Genomic DNA, 23,705 nt, shown 5'->3' on the forward strand with positions numbered 1-23,705 from the left:
GGTCCCTACGGGCCTTCGGCCCTCCGTTCGCGCCTGACCTTCGGTCAGGCAGCGGACCCGCTCCGCGTGTCCGCACCCGGGCTCCGCCCGGGTGGGCCCGACGCTCCGCGTCCGGGCCGGCACCACTCCGCTTCGCTCCATGATGCCCGGTGGACTGATGCTCATTCACACGGTTGAGCTGGGCATTTGGCTGGACTCACGACGGGCTGACTGGGGGAGCAGTGGACGTTCGGGGGCGCGTGCGGGTCAGCTTCGCTCCTCCCGTATTGGTCTGGACCGTGGTCCAGACCAGAATTTCGGCCCCGGACGGGGCCGGGGTGCGCTACCCTCGGAGGGTGAGCAACGGTGACCAGTGTATCAGTTTGGCCCTGTCAGAGAATCCTGCCGGATGTGGGGGCCGCCCTCGACATTTCCGGGATTTCCCGGTTTTTCTCGGGGCTGACTGATAGGCTACCGAAAGCCGCTCTCAATTGGCTTTGATTCCCGTCCGCTCTGGCCTCTCGGCCCGGCCGGTGAATGTATCAGAAACGCACCGTCAGCAGTTCCTGTCAGATCCCGGGTCCGGCCTGGGGCATTCGAGGGGAGAACTTTTCTGTGAGCGTGGAGACTTTCCTGGCGGAGGATCAGGAGCCCGAGGAGATCACCCTTCGCCACCACCAGGTGGAGGCTCTGGAGGCGATCGTGCGGGGCCTGACACTCCGTCCGGGCCAGAGCGCGCCGGCGGGGCTGCGGGTGACCGCGCAGATGGCCACGGGCTCGGGCAAGAGCTTCGTGGGGGCGGCGGCCGGGCAGAAGCTGGCGCCCCGCGGCGTGGTCCTGGTCGTGGTGCCCACGCTGGACCTGCTGGTGCAGATGATCCGGGAATGGCGCCGGGGCGGGCGGGCCGGGGAGATGCACGCGGTGTGCTCGCTGGCCGTGGGCGAGCTGCCGTTCGGCGTCCGGGCGAGCACCGGCGGACGGCAGATCGGGTGGTGGATCGAGCAGGCCGCCCGCAGGCGCCGGCCGCTGACCCTGTTCGCCACCTACGCCTCGGCGGGGGCCGTAGAGGGCGCCTACGACTACTACGCCGAGCGCGGCACGGCGCTGCCGCCGCTGGGCCTGATGGTCTGCGACGAGGCGCACCGCTCCTCCGGCCACGCGGAGAAGACCTGGACGGTCGTACACGACAACGACCGAATCCCGGCGCTGCGGCGGCTGTACATGACGGCGACGCCGCGCGTGTGGGCGCCGCCGAAGGCCGGCATGAAGCGGCGTGAGGGCGCGCACCAGCCGCTTCCGGAGGAACTGGCCTGCTCCATGGACGACCAGCGGATCTACGGGCCGCAGGTCGTCTCCCTGGGCCTGGCGGAGGCGATCGACCGCAAGCTCCTGGCGCCGTTCGAGGTGGTGGTGCTGGAGCTGCGCGACCCGGGCGCGGACCGCGAGGCGGCATCGAGGCAGCCGGTGCCGTGGGGGCCGGGGGTCGGCGAGGCGGAGGACGGCGAGGAGGACCAGGTGCCGGCCGAACGGATCGCCGCCATCCAGGCCGGGCTGGTCAAGACGATCGTGGAGCGGCGACTGCGCCGGGTCATCACGTTCCACAACCGGACGATCGAGGCGCGGTATTTCTCGGAGACGCTGAACCAGGCCGTGGACCGGCTGCACACCGAGAACCCGGCGAAATACCCGGAGGAGTTCTGGGCTCAGTGGCTTTCCGGTGAGCACGAGGTGGATTTCCGCAAGGAGATCATCGAGGACTTCGGGACGGCCGAGGAGAACGAGGGACTGGCGCACGCCGTCCTGTCGAACTGCAAGGTTCTCGGCGAGGGTGTAGATATTCCGAACGCAGATGCAGTCTTGCTCCAAGGCCGGGGAAGTATGGTGGATATCGTCCAGGCCATCGGCCGGGCCCTTCGCATGAAGCCGGACGAGGGGAAGACCGCCAGCCTGATCGTGCCGGTGTTCCTCAAGCCCGGCGAGGCGCCCGGGAACATTCTTGAGTCGGACTCCTATTCGCCGCTCGTCAAGATCCTCAGTGCGATCCGGTCGCACGACGCGCGGGTGGTCGAGGCCCTGGCCGTGCCCCAGAAGTCCGGCAGGCGCACCACCGGGCGTAGCGCTGAGACGCAGGTGGCGCCGGGGGTGAGTGAGGGTTCGCCGTCGTTCTCGCTGCCGGTGCGGTTCCAGTCGCCGGTCGGCTCGGACGTGCTGGCGCTGTTCATCTCGACCCGTGTTCTGACGGGTGAGAATCAGCTCTGGCGTGAGGGTCTTGGGCACGCTCGGCGGTGGTACGAGGAGACCGGCGGGCTCGATGTTCCGTATTCCGCGCGGGTCGGTGAGAACGAGAATTTCCGGCTTGGTGAATGGCTCACACAGCGCCGGGTGGAATACGCGAACGGCGAATTGGCGCGTCACCGCGTCGAGATGCTGGAGCAGCTCGGCATGATCTGGTCCGTGTCGGACGCGCGGTTCGAGGCCGGGTTGGACTGGGCGCGGGTCTGGGCGAAGGAGCACGGCGGCTCGTTGGCGGCGCCGGCGCGGGCGGCGGTGGGCGGGTACGCGATCGGGGCCTGGCTCGCTGGCCTTCGGGCGGCGGCCGAGGTGCCCGAGGGCGAGCCCGGGGCGCTGGATGCGGAGCGCAGGGCGGCGCTGGAGGAGATCGACCCATGGTGGTGCCCGCGCTGGCCGATCACCTGGCAGCGGTCCTACGCCGTGGCCCGGCAGTGGTGGCTGGAGTGCGACGGCCGGGTCGACTGGGCGCGCCTGCCGGTGGAGACGGAGTTCGAGGGCGAGGCGCTCGGGCGGTGGGTACGGGCGCAGCGGGCCGGGTGGGCCGGGCTCGACCAGGAGCAGCAGGACCTGCTGACGGCAATCGCCGTCGAGGAGGACCAGGAGCTGGCCGCCGCACGGGCGGCGGCTGCGGCGAAGCCGAAGGTCTCCCGCGCGGACCGGTTTGCCCAGGGCGTCGCCGCGCTCGCCCAGTTCGTCGAGCGGGAGCGTCATCCCCGGGTGCCCCGCCCGCACAAGGAGCCGGTGGAGGCCGCGGAGGTCGGCCCCGGTGGCGAGGAGCAGGTGGTGGTGTCGCACTTCGCGCTGGGCGCCTGGCTCAACAACCAGAAGGCACGCCGGGCCAAGCTGACCCCGGGCCAGCTCGCGCAGCTCGCCGAGCACGGCGTCGAGTGGGCGTAGCGGGCAGTCCCGGCCGGGCTGGCGTCGTTGGTCGGCGGTGGGCTGCCGGGGCCCTGAGAAAGCACTGGAGGCCGTCACCTGCGGGTGGCGGCCTTTCGACCTTCATGTGCCTGGCCCACCAAGGGTTCCTCCGTGGCCGGGGATGTCTACACGCTCCTGAGCTGAGCGCCGGTCGGACCGGGGCGGCCACCGTCGTGACCGCCTTGGTCCACCCCGTCCCGGTCGGTGGGCCGATTGCCCAGTTGGGTATCCGGGTTGTCTTCCGGGACGGTCTACGGCTTCGCCAGGTTCCGGATGATCGCATCGGAGGCGGCAGTTCCGATACTCCGGATGATCGCATCGGAGGCGGCAGTTCCCATACCCCGGAGAATCTCTTTGGAGACAGAGGTACTGAGGAATGACTGCCGCCAGGCTGGCACCGTACCCGCAACGTCGATGCTGGGGGAAGAGGTGAGCGCCTTCGCGATCGTGGCCCCTGCGACGATGTTGTACCCAAGGACGCCCTGGGCTGACGACATGCCCGTCAAGGCCGCTACCTCGCTGACGGTCAGCCGCTTGTGGTCTCGGCCTCGTGCCCTCTCTTCTGTCTCCCGCAGAAGCGCTTCCTCGAGCGTCGCGAGCATAGCGCTGACCGACTCGTCGGCGGTGTCTGCGGCAGCCGGCGCCTCGGTGTACAGGATCGTCGGTGCCTTCTGGGCCTCGGCGGTGGAGAACAGCAGCTTCACCTTCCAGATGCACGTGACGTTGTCCATGCCGTCCTGCTCGGCCTCCAGCGCAATCCCGTGAAGGAGCCAGGTGGTCTCTGCGGTGTACCAGACGTCTTCGCCGATCTGGTGCCCCTTCGCGTTCCCGAAACTCAGGAGGCCGTTCTGGGGAGGGATGGCGAAGCTCTGCCACCGGGTTTCCCGATCGCCGCTCCCGGTCCCGGCGAATCCGAACAGGGAGTGCAGCAGGTCGGCCGCCGCCTGAGCGATGGTCTCCACGGCCAGGGAGGAGCGCAGGAAGGCCTCGCTCTCGGCGTCGGCCTGCTGGTCGTCCATGGTCTCGGTGAAGCGGGAGATAACCTCGTCGAAGCCGGAAATCCTGTGCAGGCGGCTGGCCATGTCGTCGAGGTCCTGGTTCATCGGGTAGGGGTAGGCGCGGCCGTCCCCGAAGTCGCCGTCTTCGGTCACGAACCAGACCTCCTCCTCGGGGTTGGCCCGCAGGAAGTCCAGGATGGAGAACCAGATCGCAGCGTCACGGCCGCCTATGGACTTCTCTTTCCAGCGCTCGGCCGGAGGCAGCGCGAGTGCTTCCCGTACGAGTGCCTGGCGGGCCGCCTCGGCACCGGTCTCGACGATGTCGTCGAAGAGCGCGCCGTACTGTTCGCGCCAGTACTCCTGGCACTGCTGCAGTTCCAGGGCCGGCGGGGCGAAGTCGTCGGCGGTCTGCCACGGCGCTGCCCTGCGTAGCGCGTTGAGAGCGGAACGCGCCGTCTCCCGCGCGGCCATGTAGGCCTTCGCCTGGTGCGCGGCCAGTTCCTCCAGGACCATCCACGGCACCGCAACCCTGTGCTGGGCCGAGGCCCGGAACTTGCGCAGGATGTCCGCGCGCGGACTTCCGAGCTGAATGTTGTTCAGCGCGTTCGTGTCGAAAATGATCACAGGGCAGTTTCCTCTCCGCAGGCCGGGTGGGAGACATCGTCCTCCTCCGGAACAGGCGGTGTCACCGGACTTCCTTTTGCAACTCCGACCCAAGGCGTTGGAGGCCGTCGCCCATGGGCGACGGCCTCCAACGCCTGCTATGGCCGGGGACTAACGAGTGTTGCGGCGGACGAGGAGAACCTTGAGGACCTCCCGGGCGTCGCGGCGGCGGTCGGCGTTGCGGGCGGCGACGGCAGTGATGGCCGCAGCGGTGATCGCCACGGCGTACCAGGCGGTGCTGGCGGCGGTGATGAGCGCGGCGTTGTGCAGGGCGGGGGACACGGTCGTTCTCCTGGTGGTCGGGACGGTGCAGTCGTGCGGCTGGTGGTGCCGTGTGGCGAGCGGCACCACCAGCCGGCGCTACCGAAGAACCAGTTCCTGGGGCAGGCCTGCGGGCTGGGCGAGGAACTGTTCGAGTTGGGAGTTGTGGGTGACGGTGGCTGCGAGGTTGCGGGCGGGCTCCGTCCCGGCGCGTACCGGCCGGGGCAGGTGGTGGAGAGGGTTGAATCCGACCAGCCGGGCGAAGGTGCGCCAGACCCGCGCGTCGGTGGGGGTGCCGAGGGCGGCGTGGTGCACGGCCAGGCAGTGCGCTGCCAGGCCGTCGCCTGCCCCGGCGGCGAACTTCCACCAGTACAGCGCGCTGTCGATCTTGCCGAGGGCGTAGAGGAGGCAGGCGAAGGTGCGCGCGCCGACGTCGTCGTAGTCCTCGACGAAGTCGGCCAGGGTGAGGATCTGGTCGGACTTCAGGACGTCCTCGCACAGACGGGTCAGCTCGCCGGCCAGGTTCGTGCTGGCTCGCGGGCGGCCGGGCAGCGCGGCTGCGTGCGGCGTTCCCCGCAGGATCGCCCGGCGCCGGCGCATGCTGCGGCGGGTGGGCCGCGGCGGGCGGGGCGGCCGAGGCGGGCGCAACGGGGTCGGCCGGCTGGCGGCGGACTGGTCGACGGGCGTCGTCCAGTCCGGTTCGGGCTCGGCGGGCGGCGTCGCGCTCTCCTCCGCGATCCGTCGGGCGAGACGGCGGGTGAAGGCGTCGGTGTCGTGGTCCGCGTACTTCTGTTCGAGGCGGTCGGCTTCAGCCGCGAGGGTTCCCTCGAAGGTCGTCACGGTGCTGTTCTCCCTTCGCCCCGGCGGGGCGGTCGAGCCTGTCCTTGAGGAAGCGCATCCCCATCCAGGTCTCGTTCTTGGCTTTGCTGGAGGTGATGTCGAGCAGGACGGCGATCTCGTCGTGGGACATGCCCACCAGGTGGCGCAGCCGGACGCAGGCGGCCTGGACGGGGGAGTGTTCGTCGAGTTCGTCGAGGGCCTGGTCGAGCTGTTCGTATTCGGCGAGGCGGTTGAACTGGGCGAGGTCGGCGCTGGGGTGGTGGACCGGGTTGTCGCGGGCGAGGAGGCGGGCGGCGTGGTCGACCTTGGCCTGGCGGGTCTGGTCGCGCCAGTAGTCGATGATCAGGCGCTGGAGGATGTAGAAGGCGAAGGCGATGGGGTTCTTGTGGGTGAGGATCCGGTCCCACTTGCGGTGGATGATCGCGGCCGCGCGGAGGACGACGTCCTCGGCGTCTTCTCGGGAGCGCAGCCGGGAGTCGGCGTACTTGAGGAACTTCTTCTGCCAGGCGATGAAGAAGCCCTCGAAGTCCCGCGGGAGGGCCTCGACCGGGTCGGGTCCGATCTGCTGGTCCCAGGGGTCGTTCACCAGGTCTCCGCGGAGGTGTGGGGAGCCGGCCGCGCGGGCTCCGGGGTCGAGGGCTCGGTGCCGTACGGGGTGTGCGGCTGCGAGTCGTGCACGTCAGGCTCCGCGGGGACGCGGGGAACGGGCTGTCGGCCCGTCGTGGCCTGCGAGGCGGTGCGAGCGGTTGTGCGCGCGGCGCGGGTGCTCGCGGTCATCCTGGGTCCGGCGGCTATTGCCAGCGGGAGCCAGGGCCTGTGGTGCCCCACAAGGCGCTCCTTCCGATGTACAGGTACAGGGGCCCGTTGTTCGAACCGGGCGGAACTTGCGTTCCACCCCTTCCACCGTTCGGGGGAAGGCGATCGTCACCGGATCAAGGCGCCATATTTAGCGGAATGTGATCGTCCGGTGACTTAGAGTCCTCTGACCTGGGGCGATTCCGATACAGGGTGATGTACATCACGTTCACCGCAGATGCACGGAAGGTGTCGATCGACCCAAGGATGGGTAGGCTCGCCTTCCTTTCCCGGATAGGGCACGCGCCCAGCCAGCCTCCTGGGCCGACACCTCCGCCACCCCCACGGTGAAGGGCCGTGCCGCCAGTGCCCGGGCCTGCGAGGCCGACGGCGGCGGCGCCTCCCCGCTGACGCCACGGTGGCCACCGGCGAACGATGCGGGCCGCCGGGTACCGCTCGGCCTACAGCGGCACCCCGAGAACGACCCACTGCGCGAAGACCTCGGTGAGCGCCGCACCGCTGTCGGCCCGCAGGCGCCCCAGGGCCAGGTCGGTGGCCGCCGCCCGTACCGCCGGACCGTCAAGTTCCAGCACCGCCACCACCAGCTCCAGGTCCGCCGCCATCTCCGCCGGCGTCCGACACCTGGGGTAGTCCAGGTCCTCCCCCAGTAGCACCAGCGTGCCCCGCAACCTGGAGTCGTCCGCAGGCCCCTCCACCGCTGCGGCGCGCAGCGCCGTGAGGACGTCCTGCAGGGCCTTCAGGACCCAGGCGGGGAGGGTGTAGAGGACGACCCGGGGCGGAACGTCTGCTGCTGCGGCGGCGGTGAGGGCGACATCGATGTCCCCGACGGCCTCGCTCGCCACCTCCAAAGTCAGAGCAGGGAGGGGGTAGGCGTGCGGGCGGACGTCAGCCGCACGGGCGACCAGGCCGAAGACCTCCGAGAGGTAGGCGGCGCGCCGGATCCACGCCGGGTCACCGGGCAGGATCCGGGGCAGCTCCAGGCCCGCCGAGAATTTTGCTGTCACGGCGCCGAGTCTCCCGGCCCGGTGGTGTCCGGCGGGCGGTTCCGCCGAAACCCCGCCCCCACGGGAGACTCTGCGGTAGGACGGCCCGACCCGGCCCTGCGCCCGGGTTGACGCGAGCCACGGGCTCCGGCAGCCGGGCCCGCACTCCGCACCGGCCCGGCTGGGCCAAGGCGTTACTGGGGGACAACGCCCAGGTCCGCTACCTCCCACCCGACCAGGCCCGGGCCATGGTCGAAGAGCCCTACCCGGAAGCCTGACGCGGGGTTGGCGAAAGCCCCGGACACCACCCTGCGCAGAGGGCATGATCCCCTCATGGGTGACAAGACGACGGCCCCGTGGGTGTACGACCGGGTGACGAAGTGGTGGGTCGACCTCTCGCAGGGCACGGTTGGCCTGGAACCCGGCGAGGCCAACGGCCGGTACGTGTGCCGGGCGTGCCGGGAGCACCTGATGCTGCGCAGCGTCAGGCCCGGCGCTGTGAACAGGCCACACTTCTCCCACCGGCGCGGCACGGACTGCTCCGCCGCGCCGGCGGTGCGCAAGCAGCTGGAGCTGGACGACCGGATCGTCATCGAGTTCCAGCAGCGGATCACCCGGGCGTGGCCCGGCGCGCACTGCGTGCTGGAGTTCCCCGGTGGCCTGGACGAGGGCGGCGCCGAGGGGCCCCTGGGGGTGCTGCCACCGGCGGTCGTGGTCCGCAGCGGCCCGGACGGCCGGGACGTGTCGGTGGTGGAGCGGCCCCGCCGTCCGGTCGACATCGGCGAGGTCCAGGAGCGGATCCGCACGGTGCAGGCCCGCTACGGCGCCGGCGCCCGGCACGTGTGGTTCTGGGCGGCCGACGCGGCGTCCGCAGGCCGGCTCGCCGATCTGCAGGTCGCCCCGCAGGGCCGAGGCGGCCCGCTGGTCGACCACATGACGATCGCACCGACCGAGCAGCAGCTCGCCGTCGTCGCCGCGGGCGGCGGCGTGTACTTCCTCGACGGCGCCAAGGTCCTCATCCCCTACGGCGTGCACGACTTCACCCATGAGCCCAAGCCCGGCGAGGACTGGAATTTCACCGGCGGCCGCCGCAACTGGCGCCACGACTGGTGGATCAGCCACCCGGTCCCGGCGCCGGACGCGACCCGCTGGGGCCTCGCCCCGACCACGTTCGACGAGCTCACCCACACCCGCGGCGTGTTCACCCTCACCGCCGCCCGGGACCTGATGCGCACCCTGGAACGAGTCCAGACCGGGCGGTGGAACGCCCGACAGCGGGCAGCCGCCGCGCTCTACCAGAACCGCCACCAGCCGCCCCTGCCCGCGCAACTCGCCCCCGCCAGCATCCCTCTTCCGGAACCACCTACGCCGTCGCAGGGCGTCGGACAGACCGAACCGGCGCCGGCCCCGACCCGGGCCGAGCACCACGCCATTCCGCAGACGCCGACTCCCACCATCAGCGCGGTTCCACCACCGCCCCGCGCCGTACCGACGACCACAACGGCGCAGCCCGGCCCGGCCGAAGCGTCGGCAGCCGACCGCACCGGCCCCGAGGAGGACTACCCCCTCGCCCCGCCCGCGCCCACCGACTCTCCGGTCCGACCCGCGCTGATCCCTCCCCGACCGGCGTATCCGCCCACCGTCCACCTGCCCAGTCACCGGGCTCCCGAGGTGCCGCCGGGCCACGGCGGTCGCAGCTGACAGCCCGGCGCCGACGGCCGCCCGCACGACGTCAGTCCCCGCCGGGTGTGCGGGCCAGCCGTGCTCTCAGCGCTCGTCCGGCTCGCCCAGGCTCCAGCCGCTGACCGCCGCGACCGGCCCGCGCCAGACCGGCAGCCTCCGGGCAGTCCGGCCCGAGCGGACGGTGACATCCTTCAGGTGCAGGAACCGCGGGTCGGACACCCGACGGCGACGCCCGTCCTCGACGGCCTGGTCCAGGTGCCCGAGCACCTCCCGCACGACCTTCCGCATCCCGTAGTAGTCGGCCTCCGCGACCTGACGGAAGTACAGGTCCTCCCACACCACGGTCGGGATCAGGGTCCCCGTAACGAGCACCCCGTCCACCGCCAGCGTCACGACGACGCCCTCGGCGACGTCCTGGTGCTCCACACCGACGCGCAGCAACTCCAGGTACGGGTCCGGATAGTCCCCCTCCTGCAACATCACCCGCAACGCCGGCTGTACCGCATCCCGCCACGACACCGTGCTGGTCTCCCTTCCCCTGGTAGGTCCGGTTCGGGTTATGCCCCGGCGGGAGTGGCGCTATCCGGGCCGGTGATCTGTCGACGGTGGGGGTGGAATCTTGGAAGCGCGCGGCGCCCGGCTGGAGCCGGACGCCGCACCGCTGATCTAGTGTTCATCGAGTCTGGGGCTCGGCCTCGGCCTCGCGCTTCAGGAGCTCAAGCAGTTCAGCCGCCACCTGGACGGCCTGACGGTGGTCCAGCGCGTCAAGAAGCAGTTGGGCGGACGCCCGGGGGTCCGACGGAACCAGGCGGACCGTGACCTCCGCGGACTCGGTACTCTGAGGGTCTCGCTGGTCTGGCAGGGGTGGGGTGGAAACGCCGTTTCCACTGTCCGCTGCCACTGGCGGTGCGGAGTCAGCTGCTTCGGAGGTGGAAACGGCGTTTCCACGTGTGCCGCTGCGGGGGCGCTTGGGCGTTGCTCTCTGCTCAATCGCCTTCTCGACGGCGGGCTTCTGCTGATCCTGGGGAAGTCGTCCTGCCGAGCGGGCGATTTCGACCGGCAGTTGCCTGGTCTCGACGGCTTCTTGCAGTTCAGGGGTCAGGTTGAGCAGAGCGAGCCGTTGGGAGACCCAGACGTGGCTCTTGCCCAGTCGCTTGGCGACCTCTCGCTGTGAGCCGTGGACGCTGACGAGCCGCTTCAGTGCCTTGGCCTGGTCGAGCGGTTCGATCTCGACGTGCTGGACCGCGGCGACGAGTGCCGACTCGAGCATGTCGTCTGCGGTGTGCGCCAGGGTGTCGTCGATGTGGACGGGCAGCTTTTCCAGTCCGGCGAGGCGGGCGCCGGCGAGGCGGCGGTTGCCGTCGAGGACGACGAAGTCTGCGGCGTCGATCTTCTTTTCGTGGCCGGGGTGGGCGGCTGTGAAGGCGGCACGGGTCACCACGGTCAGGACCTGGATGATGCCTCGGGTTTCGAGGCTGTCGGCCATTTCCTTGATCTCGGTGAGGGTCTCGCGTGGGTTGAACGGGTTGTGGGCGAGCCGCACGAGGTCGATCTCGTTCCCGGGGGCCGCGGAGGTCGGAGGCGCTGGGGGGGTGGGCTTGCCTTCGAGGGCGGCCAGTGCACGGCCACGGGCGCTGACGGGTTGTGGCGCAACGGCGTCGAAGGTGCTGGAGCCGCTGAGCATGGCGGCCTTGCTACGACTGCTCACGAGGAAAGCTCCCTGACGATCTGGCGCATGGTGTGGGCTTGCTCGCTGTCGGGGGCGTAGGCGAGCAGGGGCTGCGTGACGCGAACGGCTTCGCGCTGCTCGCGAAGGTCCTTGTTGACGGCCAGGACTCGTGGGGTTCCGAGGCTTCGCCACTTCTCAAGGGATGAGGTGGCGATGAAGCCGCGGCGGGAGTCGTATTTGTTGACGACGAGCCCGAGCTGTTCGAGGTTCAGGTCGTAGTCGGCCATGAGGGCGTTGATCTGCTTGACGAGCATCCCGTAGGCCTTCGCAGAGCTGTCCTCCGCCTCCACCGGGATCACGACGCCGGAGCGTCCTTCCTGCTCCTCGTCGCGCTGTCGGCCGTAGTAGAGGGCCGCGTCCATGGCCAGGCCGAGGCTCGGCGGGGAGTCGATGACGATGACGTCGAAGTCGGCCTCGGCGGCGCTGAGGGCACGCTCAAGGACGGCGTGTCGGGGTCCGCGGAACATGGCCAGGCCCGCATCGAGGAGGAAAGCGTCAAAGGCGGCTGGCAGAACGTGGAGCCGGCCTTCGAACCGCTCGCCGGGAATGACGACTGCCAGGTCCTGGATGAGCTGGCGGGCCTTCTCCCGCTCGAGCATGTGGGTGACGAGGCTTTCTTCGCCTGCGTCGATGGCGGGGATGTTCAGCTGGTGGCTGAGGTGTCCCTGCGGGTCGTAGTCGATGAGAAGGACCCGTTGGCCGTCCTCCGCGAAGGCCTGGGCGACGCCGGCACTGAGGGCGGTCTTGCCGACGCCTCCCTTCTGGTTGGCCATGATGATCCGTCGGACGGGCTGGTGTCCGGCCTTCGGCTCGTCGGAGGTGTGCTGGTCGAGCCAGAGCTGCACCGCTTGCGCGAGTCCTTGGATGTAGGACACCTCGCGCTGGATGCAGTCACCCTTGAATGCGTCGTAGAGACCCTCGGGGAGCCAGGTTCCGAAGGAATCGGCCCCGGACGTGTCGATCGTGGGCAGGGGAGCGGTGTGAGCCTGCCAAGCGATGACGCCGCCGGCTACGGCGTCCTGGAGGTCGATGCGCAGTTGAGCGGCGCGGACCTTGAGGCTTTGGTGGAGGGAGGCGGGCAGCTTCGACGTTAGCTTTTCCCGGTCACCTCCCGAATTCGGGGATGCCATGGCGTCAGCATACTGACGCGGGACGATCAGTCACGAACTGAGGCAGCGTGTCGGCATGTCAGGTCCCCGCTTGGCCGTTGGGGGTGGAAACGGCGTTTCCACCCCAGCGGTGGCATGTAGTCCAGACACGACAAAGGCCCACATCCCCGGTGGGATGTGGGCCTTCTCGGCACCCTGGCTGTACTCAGATCGCCGAGAGCAGCGCCGCCAGGGCGACGGCGGTGCCGGCGGCGAGGGTGAGGTCGGCGGCGGCGGTCAGCAGTCGCATCTTGGTGGTGCAGATTCGGGAGAGGTGCTGGAGGCGGACGAGTTGGTCTTCCTGGGCGAGGCGGGCCTGGAGGATGGCGGGGTCGTTCTTGGCCCAGTGCACGAACGAGGTGGTGCCGGGGGTGGAAGCGAGTCGGGGGCGGACGACCAGGATCGCGACGACGATGGCGGCCACGAGCGTGAGGACGCCGGCGGCGGCGAGGATCCGGCCGGGGGTGTGGAGGTTGTCGAGGTTCGCGACGGCGGCGACCAGGATGCCGTCGACCGCGAGGAACATGTTCGCCTTGTTGTCCGCCTTGCCGATCTCGCTGGTGACGGTGGTGAGGGCGGCCGCGATCTGTTCGGTTTCCACTGTTCTCCTTCGTCCTACTGAAACGGGTCCGGCCCGGCCACGCGGGTGGGTGGCCGGGCCGGGGTGGGTCAGTTCGGGATGCGTGGTCGGTGACCGGGATGGTCAGCGGTAGGTCCACGGCTGGCTGGTGTCGATGAGGTCGGCGTCGAGGATGACGGCCAGGCCGTGGTGGTCGCTGGCGTCGGCCGGGGCGTCGAGCAGGGTGTAGGAGACGATGGCCGGGGTGAGCGGGGCGGAGACCCAGAGCTGGTCGACCCGGTCGTCGCTGCCGGTGCGCCGCAGCAGGGCCTCGTCGCCGGTCTGCTCGTGCAGGTGCCAGGCGGTGTCGACCAGTCCATTGGCGGCGAGCTTCCAGGCGACTCGGCGGTCCGGCACCGGGGCGGTCTGCTGGTGGAGCGCGGGGTCGGTGAGGGTGGCACGGGCGCCGCGGTTGTAGGGACGCATGCGGTCCCAGGCCGGGCCGGGGCCGGCGGCGGGCGGGTAGTTGATGTCGCCGCCGAGGATGCAGTAGGGGCCGTACCGGTAGCTCCGCGACGCTGCGAAGTCCGCCTCCGTGATCGCACGGTCCACGCTGTACGGGGTGAGGTGCACGCTGGTGACGGCAAGCGGCGCGGGCAGGCCGGGGATGGTGAAGGCGGCGACGCCGAAGCCGTGGTGCGTCTCGGTGTCGGTGTAGTCGGTGTTCCAGGCGGTGCGTCGGCCGAGGGTGTCGCGGCGGTAGAGCAGGGCGGTTCCGCGGCCGGAGCGGGAGGGGGCGAGGAGTCCGTCCATGCCGAGGTCGTGCTCGGCTCGGACGAGCTGGCGGTGGCCGGCGTCGGCCCAGCCCTCGGCTTCCTGGAGCAGCACCAGGTCCGGGTCGACGGCGGTGATGCGCTCGGCGAGCGGCGGCCATCGGTCTTCGCGGCCGCCGTCGGCGTCGAACAGGCCTCCGCGTTGCAGGTTCTGGACGACGATGGTCAGCTTCATGGTCCTCTTCTTCGGGTGTGGCGGATCGGATCCGGGTGTTGGTCGCGGTGGTGCCGCCGCCCCCGCGACCGGGTGGGCGCGGGGGCGGCGGGAAGAGTGGGCGCTTGGCGCGGCGTCAGCGTCGGATGGAGACCTGGCCGGTCGTGGACGTGGCGCGGACGTCCGGTCCGCCGGCCGGGGCGTCGGGGGAGGCGGTGACGGTGACGTCGCCGGACATGGAGCCGGCGGTCACGGCGCCGGGGTTCGCCGCGCGCGCCCGGATGTCGCCCGACATGGTCTGCAGGTCGGCGCCCGCTCCCAGCCAGCTCGCGCGGATGTCGCCGGACATCGTGTGCGCCTCGGCGGTGACGGCGCGCTCCAGGACGACGTCGCCGGACATCGTGCGGGCGCTGACGGTGCTGGCCGTGCCGACGGACACGTCGCCGGACTGGGTGGTCGCGGTCACCTGGTCGACGAAGGTGTTCGTCGTGGTGACCCGCAGGTCCCCGGACTGGGTGGTCGCGGCGACGGCGGTCAGGCGGCCGGTGGTGGTCAGGTCGGCGGACTGGGTGCGGCCGATGACGGAGCTGTCCTCCGGGACCCGGGCGGCGACGACGACGGGGGCGGGGCCCTGGATCAGGGCGGCGCCGCGGCCGCCGACGACCCGGCCGCCCACGATGGTCAGGTCGCCGTCGATGACCATGCCGGTCACCGAGCCGTACACGGTGCCGATGCCCTGCATCGTGATGGTGCGTCCGGAGCGGGAGACGATGGTGGTCGTGCCTTCGCCGACGCCCTGGCCCTGGACGCGGGCGACGAGAACGCCGCGCGGGTCCCAGCGCAGGTCGGCGCTGGTGACGGCGTCGGCGGCCTCGCCGGTGTCGTCGGTGGTGCTGATGGTGATCTCGGCGGTGGCGAGGCCAGGGACGGCCTGGACGTCGACCCGGCCGTGGATGCCGAGCAGGGACAGGTCGACGATGGTCGCGCCGGCGGTGGCGGCGGTGAGGGTGCGGGTGGTGGCCATGAGTGTGCTCTCCCTGGTACGAGGTCGGGGTTCGGCCGGGCGGCCGCGCCCGGTACCGCCGCGCGCCGCCGTCCGGACCTGGCGGGCTCGGCGGCGGCGTGCGGCGGTACCGGGCGTCAGGGCCCGGACGTCAGCAGCCGGGACGCCTCAGTGGCGTGCGAGGGAGGGCCGGGTGCCGGCCTGACGGCGGTGGAGCAGGGCGTGCTGGCCGGGGTCGAGGCGCCAGAGGCCGAGGCGGCCGGCGGCGGGGATGGGGTCGGCGAGGGCCTGGACGTCGGCGAGGGTCCAGTGCCACAGGCCGGGCAGGCCCCAGGGGCGGCAGCAGCCGGTGTCGCGGTGGCAGTCGGTGATGGAGGCGGTAGCAACGAGGGCGCCGGTGGTGAGGGCGGGGGCGCCGGGGCGAGCGAGGACGGCCTGGACGAGCGGGTCGGCCTGGCCGTCGCGCGCGAGCGCGCGGGCGGCGTGGAGGACGACCGCGCCACGGTGCTTGGTCGGCCAGCTGCGGTTCTCGGTGCGCTTGTCGCCGGCGAGGATCGCCGCGAGCCAGGGCTGGCGGATCGTCAGCGCGGGGATGTCGGCGGAGGGCTGCTCCGGCAGGTCGGGCGACTCGCCGATGCGGCGCAGCGCCTCGGTGAGGGCGGTGTCCCAGTCGCCGGTGAACGTCAGGGCGCGGTCGTCGACGTACAGCGCGCTGCCCAGCTTCTTGTTGGTCACGAGGACCTGGCGGCGCTGGGTCCAGTAGGCGCGGTTCGGGTCCTGGTCGACGATGGCGTCGAAGCCGTGGCGGGTCAGCCAGTCTGCGATGTCGGGGTGGTACGTGCGGGGGCGCGCGGTGAAGACGAAGACGGCGCGGCGTGCCAGCAGCTCGCGGAGGGCGTTGAGGCTTCCGGGGATCGGGGAGCCGTAGATGCGGCCGTCCTGCCATCCGCGGTCGTGCCGGACCAGGGTCTGGTCGAAGTCGATACCGACCGCGTGCGAGGCGGGGGAGTTGGGGTTGAGGGGGATGACGGTCAAGAGGGGACCTCCTAGGTGTAGGGGCGGATCGTGATCGGGATGCGTCGGTCGTGCCGGTCGGCGTGGGTGCGCGGGCCGTTGGGCAGGCCCGTGATCGTGGCGATGGCGTCGCCGTCCAGGCGGCGGTGCTCCACCAGCGCGGCGGCCACGGCGCGGACCGCCGGCCAGTACCGGTCGAGCACGGCGTCCGCGGCGTCGTGGACCCCGCGGTAGTCCGGGCCGGTGCCGCCGAAGGACACGTCGGGGTGGTGCTCGCGGTACGTCCGCCGGTCGCCCGCGGCCTCCAGCTCGACCGCGACGCCGCGGACGGGCGTCCACAGGCCGTTCTCGCGCAGCCAGCGGTCGGCGGCGCGCTCCCCGGCGCCGCAGTACGCCGCGAGCGCCCGGCCCCGGGCCAGGCCGCAGGCCTCGGTGTACCCGCGGGCGCTGGCGTTGTGCGCGACGGCGCCGACCAGGACGTAGTGCAGGTGGGCGCTCACCGCGAGCGCGGCCACCGCGTGGCCGGCCTCGTGCACCGCGTCCAGCAGGACCGTCTCCCGCCGGGTCAGGCCGTGCAGCAAGTGGGCGCTGTCGGGTACGGCCCACTCGGGCCCGTCCACCCGGGTACGGGTCGGGTAGACGGCGCCGTCGAGGTCAACGTCGGCGTACCAAGTAACAGGCGGGTCCACGGCCACGGGTCCGCACGGCGTGGCCGCCGCCGCGGCAGGGACGGTGGGGGCCGGGGCGAGGCCGGTGCAGTAGATCTCCACCGGGCCGTCGCCGCCGGCGGCGTTGATCAGGCCGGTGACCGTCACCGCCCGCCCGACCGCCACGGCATCCCGGTCCGACGAGGCCCAGGCCCGCGGAAGGGCCCGGGCCTCGATCCGCCCGGTGCCGTCGGCGACCGTCAGGGTCGCCCACTCGTGGCCGGCGCGGGTGGTGTGCCGCTGGATTCGCGTGACGGTGCCGGTCAGCCGGATCTCACCCGAGCCCCGGCCCGAGGCGAGCAGGTCGGCGACGGCCGTCTCGTTGCTCTTGATCATCAGGGGTGTGTCTCCTTCTCGGTCGGGTCGCGGCGGGGTTGCGGCCCGGGCCGCGCCGGGTGGCGGCACGGCCGCCCCGCCCTGGGTGGCGGGGACAGCGGGCGCGTTGACGTCGGCTGGACGGCTGGCCTCTGTCCCCGGACGCGCGCCGCCCGCCGGGCCGGGTGCCGGGCGGGCGGCGCGATCGGACTGAGAGGGTGGTCAGCAGCCGTACGGGCCGTAGGCGGCGCAGCTCTCCAGGTGTCCGCCGGCCTTCGTGATGGCGTCGACGAGGCGGTCGAGGGCGTCCCGGTCGTGGCTGTCGCCGAGGTGGTGCTGGCGCAGGGTGTCGGTGTGGAGGGCCCAGTCGGTCCAGGTGCCGATGGCGGCGGCCTGGCGGGCGGCGTCCTCGGTGCGGAACGCGGCGAGCAGGAGGCCGGAGTGGTGGCCGATGCGCCAGCGGCACGGGCCACCGCGGTCGATGTCGGCGGGCAGTTCGTAGAGGTAGAGGCCCGGGGCGCTCGTGAGGAGCTCGGCCTGGACGATCCGGCGGCCCTCGGCGCAGTGGATCTCGTGCGGGACGGTGCCCGTGGCGGTGTCGGTCATCGGGTTCTCCGATCGGGTGTCAGGTGGTCGGCTGGCGGTGCGGGGACCGGGCGGCAGGGCCCGGGGCGTGGCGCTGGTGGCGTCGGCCGGACGGCCGGTCCCGTCCCCGGGACGCACGCCGCCCGCCGGGCTGGGTGCCGGGCGGGCGATGCGGGCCGGGGACGAGGCCGGTCGGGCGGGCGGTCAGTTGGCGGTGCGGTGGCCCGGCGCCTCCTGGGGGATCACGTAGATGTCCACGACGTCCCGGACGTTGCTCCACGTGCCGGCGGCGTAGCGGATGTAGACGATGCGCTCCTTGGCGCCGCTGCGGTCGGTGGTGTCGTACTCGTAGACCGTGTGCTTGCGGGCGCTGCGGACGGCGGCGCGCGCGGTGCCGGTGCGGACCTGGCTGGGGAACGGCAGGAAGTGACCGCCGTCCACGAGGGTGAACGCCAGGGCGTGGTCGGGGTGCGGTCCGTTGGTGACGAGTCGGGCCGCGTAGTCGTGCAGGTCCTGGATGTGGCCGGCATAGTACTGCTCGGCGCCCTGGGTGCTCGGGGTGGTCTCGGTGGTCAACGAAGGCTCCGTGATGTCGTGGTGTCGGCCGGACGGCCGCGGCACGCACCGAGCCGCCCACCGCCGGCCGTCGGCCGGGCCAGGGGGCGGGTCGGTGCGCACTGTGGTGGTCCGGGCGGCGAACGCGGCTGGTCAGACCCGGGCCGCGAGGTCGAGGCTGTCGCGGGGCTCGCACGTGGAGCCGGAGTCGGTCACACGCACAGCCGGGTCGACGGTGACGCGGTCGACGCGGACGAAACCCTCGGCGAGCAGCTGCGCCTGGGTGGGTACCTGCTGCTCCTGGTCGACGAGGACGTGGTCCGGGACGACGCGTTCCCGGCCGGCGTTGAGTTCGCGGCGGGTTTCGAGGGGGACCTCGAAGAGCACCGCGCAGGCCGGGCGCTGCCAGTAGCGGGCGCGGGCGAGCAGGCTGGCCCTGACGTGAGGCAGGAGTGCCGTCGAGTCGACCACCGTGGTCAGGTTGCGGGAGAGCCTGGCGTCCAGCAGCAGCGTCTGGACGTGCTCGGCGACCGTGGTCGCGGACTGGTCGGCCTCGTCGTCGGTGGCCACCTGCCGGTAGTCGTCCAGGCTCAGGCGCCAGGTGGTCGGCCAGCGGCCGGCGAACGTGGTCTTCCCAGCGCCGGATCCGCCGACCAGGACGATCAGCGAACCGGGGACGGGGACGAAGGTGGTGTTCACGGGTGGTGCCTTTCGGATCGAGGAAGGGTGGGCCGGGGTGGGCGCGCCGCTCACCACCGCGCGCTGCCGTCCCGGCCTGGCCGGTGTAGGGGACGGGGTTCGGTAGTGGGCGTCGTCAGGCCGTGGTGTCGGCGGGACTGGTGGTGGTCGTCATCGCGAGGGCCTCCGAGGTGGTGTGGTGGGTGGTCAGAGCCAGGCGCCGGTGGGGTCGTCGGGCACCGGGTTGTCGGCGGGGCCGGGCTGGCTGGGCGTGCGGCTGGAGGCGAGGGCGAGTGCGGCGGCGACGGTTTCGCTGAGGGTGTCGCGCACGGGGGCGCTGTGGCGGTGTGCGACCCAGACCAGGTAGCGGTTGCGCTCGGGGGCGGCGCAGTCGGGCGGGCAGCCGAGCACCACGCGGCCGGTCGGGATGTCCAACCCGAATTCGACGTTGGTGGTGAAGCCGGGCATGTGCTCGAGGTCGCGGGGGATCCAGAAGAGGATCGCGTCGGCACTGGCCCGGGCGGCGGTCTCCCAGTCGACCTGGTCGTCGTAGTGCGCGGCTCGGCGCCCGCCCCGGGACTCGGGGGAGAGCACGGTCAGCGGGCCGGGGCCGGCCCATTGGGTACCCAGCTCCGCGTAGGCGGCCGGCCTCCAGGAGTCAACGGGGCCGCCGAGCCTGGGGGTGGGGCCGGCGAGGAACACGGACGGGCCGCGGGTGGGCATGGGCTCGCGGGCCATGACGAGGTGGAGGTTCACGCGGTGGCTCCGTTCCGGGCGGCGTGCTGCGGGGCCCAGGGCAGGGGCAGGCCGTCCCCGTCGGTGCGGGGGACGACGTGCAGGTGTAGGTGGAAGACCGTCTGCGTGGCCGCCGCGCCCCGGCTCGTGAGGACGTTGGCGGCGGGCAGCTCGGCGGCGCGCGACATGGTGGCCGCGGAGACGAGCGGGTTGGTGCCGACGTCCGCCACGTGCTGTCGAGGGATCACCAGCAGGTGCCCGTCGGCGACACCACCGCTGCGCGGACGGATCGCGATGGCGTCGCTCCACTCGCGGACGACGTCGGCGGGCGCATGGCCCCTGACGATGGCGCAGAAGGCGCAGTTCGAGACCGACACGGTGATCGGTTCCCTTCTCGGTGTTGGGTCCGGCCGGACAGCCGCGCCGCGCACCACGGCGCTGCGACCGCCCGGCCTGGGTGGCCGGGGGCGGAGCGTCGTGGTGGGCAGCGTGAGCGCCCGGCGCGGTCAGCGGGCCAGGAACAGGGCGGCTGCGGTTTCCCAGCCGTGGTGCCAGGCCTGGTCGAGCTCGAAGGACCCGCACACCGGGGAAAGGCGCTCGTAGAAGGCGCCCTTGCCGGTGGCGTTGGCCAGGCGGGCCAAGGGCTGGCGCCTGTCCGCGATGTAGTGGGTCGCGAAGGACAGGGCCAGCGCGGCGGCGACGCGGCTGGGCCTCAAGCGCAGGCCCAGCAGGCGCGAGCCGATCAGGAGGGCGCCGGCCTGGGTGGCGGTGTAGGTCGCGCAGTGGTGGGCGCAGGCGAGCCGGCCCTCGCGGGTTCCGTGCACGCTCTCGGCGCCGGTCTCCTCGTCGCGGTCGACGACGGGGTTGGTGTCGGTGGCGCCCTTGATCCGGGCGCAGGTGTCCGTCTGGACCCACATGTCACCGATCGCTCCGGCGGCCCGCAGGAGGGCGTAGGAGGTGGCGAAGCGGGCGGCGCGGTCGGTGGCGGTCACGCGGCCGGCTCCTGGCCGCCGGGGCGCAGGCCCATCGCGCGCAGCTGGCGGCGGGTGTGCAGGCCGGGGTCGGCGTAGCGCCAGGGCCAGGTCGGCAGGCCGCCGTGGTGTTCTCCGGTCGGGTCGAGATCGGGTGCGCGCACGGCGGCTTCTCCTTCTCTGCTGGCGGGCGGGGGCGGCGGGTTGTTCAGCTGCTCGGGGTCAGGCGGGTGCGGCCGCGGTTGTAGTGCGGCACCGGGTCCGGCCCGGGCAGCAGGACGGTGTCGTGTCGCTCCAGCTCCCGGCCCTCGCGGTCGCGGTAGCGGGCCTCGCCGTCCGGGGCGTCGCCGGTCTCGGTGTGGATGCCGGCCGCGTGCAGTGGGTGCTCCCTGAGGGGGTGTCGAAGGTCGGCCGGTCGGCCGGCCCCGTCCCCGGAAGCGCGCCGCCCGCCGGGCTGGGTGCCGGGCGGGCGGGTGCGGTCCGGGGGCGAGGCCGGTCGTCCGGTCAGCGTGCGAGCAGGTAGACGAAGCGCATGGAATTCCCTTCCGGTCAGCGGCTGATGAGGGCGAGCAGCAGGACGGCGAGCAGCGTGGGCACGGCCATGGCGACGGGGCGCGGGATGTTGATGCAGTGCTGGAGGCGGGCGATCTCGTCGCTGATCGCCTCGCACTCGGCCAGCAGCCGGGTGTGGGAGCGGGAGCCGGGCGGGATGTTGGCGAGGGTCTGGCTGCGCTCGTGGAGGAGCTCGCGCAGGTTGGCGATGCGGGCGTCACGGTCTATGGCGAACAGGGTGGCCTCTTCCGGGATCGGTTCGGTGAGCGGGTTGGTGGTGCGGGAGGATGGGGGCGGGCCGGTGGCGAGACCGGCCCGCCGGCGCCCTCGGGGTGCCATGGCCTCCGGGGTGCGTTCTTCATCCCGGAGGCCGCTCGCGTTGAGCGCTCGGTTACGCAGAGCGAACGGCGGGCTTGAGTGTGGGCTCGGCTTCCTCGACCGCGTCGCGCACGCGCTGGCAGGTGCTGCGCGTGGTCTTCTCGTCGCCGGTCAGCAGGCCCTTGGCGGTGAGCGCGGCGTGGATCTCGGCGACGCGGGGGCGGCGGCCGAGGGCGTCGTACAGCGGGCGGACGAGCGCCTTGCGGGCGTAGAGGAGCGCGGCGCCGGTCGGGGCCGGGGACGGGTGAGCGTCGGCGTCCTGCGGGCGCGCGGGCGGGAGAGCGCGGTGCGCGCCATTCGTTCCGCGACCTGCGGTGATCCCGCGCTCGTGTGAGCGCTCGGCGGGTGTGGCCTGCGCGGGGAGCAGGGCACCGTGTGCGGTGGGCAGGGGGTGGCCGCCGTGCGGCGGGCGCGGGCCGGGGTGGTCGTGGGCGCCGTCCGGCTGCTCGGCGGGCGCGGCGGGCGCGTCCGGCTGCGCATCGGAATCGGCGTGCGCGGAGGGGCCGTGGCCCATGAGCGCGTGCACGCGCCAGATGACCACCGGCACCACCATCGCGAGCGGGACGGCGAGCCACCCTTCCACCCGCCACTGTCCGTTACGCAGTTCGACCCCGGCCAGGTGCAGCTCGGCGAGCAGCGCGGCCACCTGGCAGGCCATCATCACCGCCAGCGCGGCGATCACTTCCTGGGTGATCCGCTTACGCCTCTCCTCGGTGCGGGCCTTGGCGTGGGCGCGGGTGGCGGCGACGACCCACACGTCCACCGCGACGGGGAACAACCAGGCCAAGCTGGTGTCAATGCCGGCCATCACGGCGAGACGGTGCTCGCCGGCCGCGGTGTAGGCGACGCCCGCCCACAGTGCGATTTTCGGCAGCAACGTCGGGATGTTGGCCTCCCACCGGCGCCAGGCCTGGCGGAGCCGGCTCTTCTGCCGGTCGGCCCGCTTCTGTTCCAGCTGCTGCTGCTCGGCGCGCAGGTCGGCGACGTGCTGTTCGGTCTCGGCGAGTTCGGCGAGGGCGTCGGCGGTGACCTGGTCGGCTTCCTTGCGGGCCGTGTTGAGGATTCGCTGGGCGTCGGCCTCCGCTTTGCCTCGCTTCGAGCTGGCCTGGCGCAGTTCCTCGCCGGTGGTCTCCCGGGCCTCGTCGATGGCGGCCTGGGCGTCCTGGCGCAGCCGCTGCACGGCTTCCTGGCCGCGCTCGCGCAGTTCGGCGGCCTGCCGGGCGCCTTCCTCGCGCAGTTCCCGCGCGTCGACCTCGGCCGCCTCCCGCAGTCGGCGGGCCTCGTCCTGGGCGTCACCGCGGACGGTGTCGGCCTCGGCTCGGGCGGCCTCGGTGACGCGCCCGGCCGTCGCCTCGGCGTCCTCGCGGGTCTCCTCGGCCCGGTCCTCGGCCGTCTTGAGGATCTGTCGGGCGGTGGCGGCGGCGCGGGTGCGGATCGCCTCGGCCTCGGTGGCGGCCTCGGTCAGGGTCCGGTCGGCGGCCGAGGCGGCGTCGCGCTGGACGGTGGCGGCGAGTTCCCGGGCGCCGGTCAGCTCGTGCTCGGCCCGGGCGCGGTCGGTGGTGGCCTTCTCCCGGGTGCGCGCCAGCTGGTGGCGGGCGTCGGCGGTCTGTTCCTGGATGTCGGTGAGGTCGGTGGCGGCGCGGCGCAGTGTCGAGGCGGCGGCGCGCTCGGCGTCGCCGTGGAGTTTGGCGGCCTGTTCCTCAGCGGTGGCGGTGATGCCGGCCGCCGCGGCCTGGGCGCGGTCCTCGGCGTCGGCGACGATCCGCGTCGCGTCCTGCTGCGCCTGGGTACGGACGGCGGTGGCGCGCCGCTCGGCGTCGGCCAGCAGTCGGCCGGCCCTCGCGGTGGCGTCCTCCAGCAGCCGGTCGGCCGCCGTGTGGGCGTCGGTGTCGGCCTCCTCGCGCCGCGCCTGGGCGTCCTCGGCGGCGGCCTGGCGGATCAGGTCGGCCTGGTCGGTGGCCAGGTCGAGGATCCGCCGGACCGCCAGATCGGCACGCTGCGTGACCGTCTCGGCCTCGGCGGCGGCGTCCGCACGCAGCTGCTCGGCCTCCGCCGCCCACCGCTCGGCGGTCGCCAGCTCGCGGCCGGCCTCCTCGGTGGCGGCGGTCAGCAGGGCGGCGGCGGCCTCCTCGGCCAGGCCGCGGATGTCGGCGGCGCGGTCGGCGGCGTCGGCCCGGATCTCGTCGGCCGACCGCTCGGCCGGGAGGGTCGGGGCCGGGTCGGCAGGGGTCGCCAGGGTGGGCGGGGCGAGAGTCTTCGGCGCGGCGCCGGCCCGAGTGCGGGCGCGGCCGGAGGACGCCTGGGTGGCCTTCTTGGTGGTGCCGCGGGTGCGGCTGGCCGGGGACATGGCGGCAGG

Annotated in this window: 24 protein-coding genes; 2 read left to right on the top strand and 22 right to left on the bottom strand. The window is 72.6% G+C overall.

From position 1 onward, the window contains the following. The first annotated feature begins 600 nt into the window (after nt 1–600). Nucleotides 601–3,168 carry a Helicase associated domain protein gene (locus ACFVXH_RS39910; protein ID WP_387831086.1) on the top strand — a complete coding sequence of 856 codons (2,568 nt, stop codon included), beginning with the start codon at nt 601–603 and terminating at the stop codon, nt 3,166–3,168. 272 nt (nt 3,169–3,440) lie between these two features. On the opposite strand, the gene ACFVXH_RS39915 is transcribed toward ACFVXH_RS39910, so the two are convergent. The 5 genes from ACFVXH_RS39915 to ACFVXH_RS39935 all read right to left on the bottom strand — a co-directional run bounded on the left by ACFVXH_RS39915 (nt 3,441) and on the right by ACFVXH_RS39935 (nt 7,771). Continuing rightward, the gene (locus ACFVXH_RS39915) at nt 3,441–4,811 is read right to left on the bottom strand and encodes a PIN domain-containing protein (RefSeq protein WP_387831087.1); all 1,371 of its coding nucleotides are present in this window, start codon (nt 4,809–4,811) and stop codon (nt 3,441–3,443) included. A 150-nt stretch (nt 4,812–4,961) separates the two neighbouring features. Further along, the gene (locus ACFVXH_RS39920; RefSeq protein ID WP_387831088.1) at nt 4,962–5,132 is read right to left on the bottom strand and encodes a hypothetical protein; all 171 of its coding nucleotides are present in this window, start codon (nt 5,130–5,132) and stop codon (nt 4,962–4,964) included. A 78-nt stretch (nt 5,133–5,210) separates the two neighbouring features. Beyond that, the gene (locus ACFVXH_RS39925) at nt 5,211–5,951 is read right to left on the bottom strand and encodes a hypothetical protein (protein WP_387831089.1); all 741 of its coding nucleotides are present in this window, start codon (nt 5,949–5,951) and stop codon (nt 5,211–5,213) included. Then, nucleotides 5,920–6,537 (bottom strand): RNA polymerase sigma factor, encoded by a 618-nt coding sequence (locus ACFVXH_RS39930; RefSeq protein WP_387831090.1) that lies wholly within the window; start codon nt 6,535–6,537, stop codon nt 5,920–5,922. Before ACFVXH_RS39930 ends, ACFVXH_RS39925 begins: the two co-directional genes overlap by 32 nt. Before the next feature lie 670 nt (nt 6,538–7,207). After that, nucleotides 7,208–7,771 carry a hypothetical protein gene (locus ACFVXH_RS39935; RefSeq protein WP_387831091.1) on the bottom strand — a complete coding sequence of 188 codons (564 nt, stop codon included), beginning with the start codon at nt 7,769–7,771 and terminating at the stop codon, nt 7,208–7,210. Nucleotides 7,772–8,083: 312 nt separating this feature from the next. On the opposite strand from ACFVXH_RS39935, the gene ACFVXH_RS39940 reads away from it, so the two are divergent. Beyond that, nucleotides 8,084–9,451, top strand: coding sequence for a hypothetical protein (locus ACFVXH_RS39940; RefSeq protein ID WP_387831092.1), 1,368 nt, complete (start codon nt 8,084–8,086; stop codon nt 9,449–9,451). 66 nt (nt 9,452–9,517) lie between these two features. On the opposite strand, the gene ACFVXH_RS39945 is transcribed toward ACFVXH_RS39940, so the two are convergent. From ACFVXH_RS39945 to ACFVXH_RS40025, 17 genes are all read right to left on the bottom strand, one after another. Beyond that, the gene (locus ACFVXH_RS39945) at nt 9,518–9,913 is read right to left on the bottom strand and encodes a hypothetical protein (protein ID WP_387831093.1); all 396 of its coding nucleotides are present in this window, start codon (nt 9,911–9,913) and stop codon (nt 9,518–9,520) included. 193 nt (nt 9,914–10,106) lie between these two features. After that, nucleotides 10,107–11,141, bottom strand: a complete 1,035-nt coding sequence (locus tag ACFVXH_RS39950; protein ID WP_387831094.1) for a ParB/RepB/Spo0J family partition protein — start codon at nt 11,139–11,141, stop codon at nt 10,107–10,109. Continuing rightward, complete coding sequence (locus ACFVXH_RS39955) at nt 11,138–12,292, bottom strand: ParA family protein (protein ID WP_387831095.1); 1,155 nt, start codon at nt 12,290–12,292, stop codon at nt 11,138–11,140. The genes ACFVXH_RS39950 and ACFVXH_RS39955 overlap by 4 nt, the downstream gene beginning before the upstream one ends. A 184-nt stretch (nt 12,293–12,476) precedes the next feature. Next, nucleotides 12,477–12,911: a Pycsar system effector family protein gene (locus tag ACFVXH_RS39960; RefSeq protein WP_387831096.1), complete on the bottom strand. Its 435-nt coding sequence runs from the start codon at nt 12,909–12,911 to the stop codon at nt 12,477–12,479. Nucleotides 12,912–13,013: 102 nt separating this feature from the next. After that, nucleotides 13,014–13,877: an endonuclease/exonuclease/phosphatase family protein gene (locus tag ACFVXH_RS39965; RefSeq protein ID WP_387831097.1), complete on the bottom strand. Its 864-nt coding sequence runs from the start codon at nt 13,875–13,877 to the stop codon at nt 13,014–13,016. Nucleotides 13,878–13,992: 115 nt separating this feature from the next. Then, nucleotides 13,993–14,880: a DUF4097 family beta strand repeat-containing protein gene (locus ACFVXH_RS39970; protein ID WP_387831098.1), complete on the bottom strand. Its 888-nt coding sequence runs from the start codon at nt 14,878–14,880 to the stop codon at nt 13,993–13,995. A 147-nt stretch (nt 14,881–15,027) separates the two neighbouring features. Beyond that, nucleotides 15,028–15,894 carry an ASCH domain-containing protein gene (locus tag ACFVXH_RS39975; RefSeq protein WP_387831099.1) on the bottom strand — a complete coding sequence of 289 codons (867 nt, stop codon included), beginning with the start codon at nt 15,892–15,894 and terminating at the stop codon, nt 15,028–15,030. Between the two features lie 11 nt (nt 15,895–15,905). Further along, nucleotides 15,906–16,916, bottom strand: a complete 1,011-nt coding sequence (locus tag ACFVXH_RS39980) for an OB-fold nucleic acid binding domain-containing protein (protein ID WP_387831100.1) — start codon at nt 16,914–16,916, stop codon at nt 15,906–15,908. A 201-nt stretch (nt 16,917–17,117) separates the two neighbouring features. Beyond that, the gene (locus ACFVXH_RS39985; RefSeq protein ID WP_387831101.1) at nt 17,118–17,501 is read right to left on the bottom strand and encodes a hypothetical protein; all 384 of its coding nucleotides are present in this window, start codon (nt 17,499–17,501) and stop codon (nt 17,118–17,120) included. A 183-nt stretch (nt 17,502–17,684) separates the two neighbouring features. Then, entirely contained in the window at nt 17,685–18,056 is a 372-nt protein-coding gene (locus ACFVXH_RS39990; protein ID WP_387831102.1) for a hypothetical protein, read from the bottom strand. A 132-nt stretch (nt 18,057–18,188) separates the two neighbouring features. Further along, nucleotides 18,189–18,734: an AAA family ATPase gene (locus tag ACFVXH_RS39995; RefSeq protein WP_387831103.1), complete on the bottom strand. Its 546-nt coding sequence runs from the start codon at nt 18,732–18,734 to the stop codon at nt 18,189–18,191. A gap of 186 nt (nt 18,735–18,920) precedes the next feature. Then, nucleotides 18,921–19,469, bottom strand: coding sequence for a nucleoside 2-deoxyribosyltransferase domain-containing protein (locus ACFVXH_RS40000; protein ID WP_387831104.1), 549 nt, complete (start codon nt 19,467–19,469; stop codon nt 18,921–18,923). Continuing rightward, nucleotides 19,466–19,825 (bottom strand): HIT family protein, encoded by a 360-nt coding sequence (locus ACFVXH_RS40005; RefSeq protein ID WP_387831105.1) that lies wholly within the window; start codon nt 19,823–19,825, stop codon nt 19,466–19,468. The genes ACFVXH_RS40000 and ACFVXH_RS40005 overlap by 4 nt, the downstream gene beginning before the upstream one ends. A gap of 129 nt (nt 19,826–19,954) precedes the next feature. After that, nucleotides 19,955–20,440: a hypothetical protein gene (locus tag ACFVXH_RS40010; protein ID WP_387831106.1), complete on the bottom strand. Its 486-nt coding sequence runs from the start codon at nt 20,438–20,440 to the stop codon at nt 19,955–19,957. Further along, a complete protein-coding gene (locus tag ACFVXH_RS40015; RefSeq protein ID WP_387831107.1) occupies nt 20,437–20,583 on the bottom strand; it encodes a hypothetical protein in 147 nt (48 codons plus the stop codon). Before ACFVXH_RS40015 ends, ACFVXH_RS40010 begins: the two co-directional genes overlap by 4 nt. A 385-nt stretch (nt 20,584–20,968) precedes the next feature. Next, nucleotides 20,969–21,310 (bottom strand): hypothetical protein, encoded by a 342-nt coding sequence (locus ACFVXH_RS40020; protein WP_387831108.1) that lies wholly within the window; start codon nt 21,308–21,310, stop codon nt 20,969–20,971. A 52-nt stretch (nt 21,311–21,362) separates the two neighbouring features. Continuing rightward, nucleotides 21,363–23,696, bottom strand: coding sequence for a hypothetical protein (locus ACFVXH_RS40025; protein WP_387831109.1), 2,334 nt, complete (start codon nt 23,694–23,696; stop codon nt 21,363–21,365). Nucleotides 23,697–23,705: the final 9 nt, after the last annotated feature.

It is taken from the genome of Kitasatospora sp. NPDC058184 (genome assembly GCF_042883725.1).
Classification (GTDB): domain Bacteria; phylum Actinomycetota; class Actinomycetes; order Streptomycetales; family Streptomycetaceae; genus Kitasatospora.